The organism is Pseudomonadota bacterium, from assembly GCA_010028905.1.
Lineage (GTDB): Bacteria > Vulcanimicrobiota > Xenobia > RGZZ01 > RGZZ01 > RGZZ01.
The window spans coordinates 1-1,501 of the sequence record RGZZ01000780.1 but is presented as its reverse complement, the minus strand read 5'-3'; the positions used below and the strand labels follow the sequence as shown (position 1 = coordinate 1,501).

1 protein-coding gene is annotated in these 1,501 nt (G+C 64.4%); it reads right to left on the bottom strand.

The window, feature by feature from the left end; all coding sequences use genetic code 11:
• Positions 1 to 236 precede the first annotated feature (236 nt).
• Complete coding sequence (locus tag EB084_25240) at positions 237 to 1,169, bottom strand: FAD-binding oxidoreductase (GenBank protein NDD31569.1); 933 nt, start codon at positions 1,167 to 1,169, stop codon at positions 237 to 239.
• Between the last annotated feature and the right edge of the window lie 332 nt (positions 1,170 to 1,501).

Below are 1,501 nucleotides of genomic sequence, written 5' to 3'. Positions count from 1 at the left end.
CATCAGGCGTCATCAGGCGTCATCAGACGCCATCAGACGCCAATCACACACGCCAACAGACAGACGCCATCAGACGCCATCACCTTCCACTCGGCCGCGTCGGTCTCAAACAGACCAACCATCAACCCACCGCCCTCTGGCCGTATGTACCTGATGAAGGAGACCAGCACGCGTCATCAGGCGTCACCAGGCGTCACCAGGCGCCATCAGGCGCCATCAGGCGTCATCAGGCGTCATCAGAGGCCATCAGCGCACGTGCACGAGGATGGATCCTCGACCACCGGCCACTCGCGCCCAACGGCTGCCATCGGCTCCGTGAGCAAATAGTAGTGCTCGGCCGCCTGGTTGGGGATCGTCACGCCGCTCCGCTCGCCCAGCTGGCGCGCCCACATGCCGCATGCGTTCACAAAATGTTCACAGTTGATGGTGGCCCCCGTGCTGGTGTGAACGCCCGTGACGCGCCCAGTCGCGTGTGCCACGCCCTCGACAGAGACGCCCTCGACGATGCGCACGCCGCGCTGCTTGGCCGCACGCGCGAGCGCGCTCGTCGCGTCCACCGGGTTCACACGCCCATCTGTCGGCACATAGAAGCCCGCAAGGACGTCATCGACGCGGCAGAGCGGGAAGAGGTCGCGCACCTCTGTCGGCGAGAGCTCGTGCACGTCGACGCCGCACTTGCGGTTGAAGGCGGCGACGCGCCGGAACTCCTCGAGGTAGCCCGCGTCCGTCGCGAGCTCGATGAAGCCGCACGGCTTGAAGCCGGTGCTCATGCCGGTCTCCTCTTCGAGTATGCGAGAGTAGAGCTCCTTCGAGTACTTGCGAAGCTCAGTCGAGGTCTCGGAGAGCGAGCCAAAGGTGACCATCAGGCCAGCCGCGTGCCACGTCGTGCCCGATGTGATCTGATCGCGCTCGAGCAGCACCACGTCCGACCAGCCCAGCTTGGCCAGATGGTACGCGATCGAAGTGCCGATGATGCCACCGCCGGCGACGACGACGCGCGCGTGCGTTGGTAGCGGCGCTGGAGAGTTCGAAAAAAGCCGGCGGTGCTCTCGCGGCGGTAAGAGGCGCGGAGCGAGCGCAGCAGCTGCTGGTGCAAACGAGGAGAGCCGCCGGTGCACGCTCGCGGAGAGCGCGCGCGTGGCCTGCACACAAGATCGCCCTCCCTCCATGGATGGACGCTCGCGAAAAGTCCCCCCCAGAAATTTCACAGACGAGTGGCCCACACTGGATGAGTATTGCAGCCCCTCCTATCGCGCTCCCGCCGCGCTCGGCTTCAAACACTATTTGTTTCGTCAGATCTCGTCCAAAAATGGTCACCCCAGCAGCACTATAGATCGAAGCCCAGCGATGCTCCGCGTCGCCGTGCCGCCCTCGAGGCCCGACACCTCGCACATGAATGTGCTCTGTAAAAACTTTGCGAACACGACGCTGCTGAGCTCTGATGCCGATTTCACGGCGGGGTACGAGATCGGTGAGGAGCTGGGCCGTGGCGGATGGGCGA

Excerpts from the sequence above, each read along its gene's own strand:
- EB084_25240 (NDD31569.1), bottom strand. The coding sequence starts at position 1,169 with ATGGAGGGAGGGCGATCTTGTGTGCAGGCCACGCGCGCGCTCTCCGCG.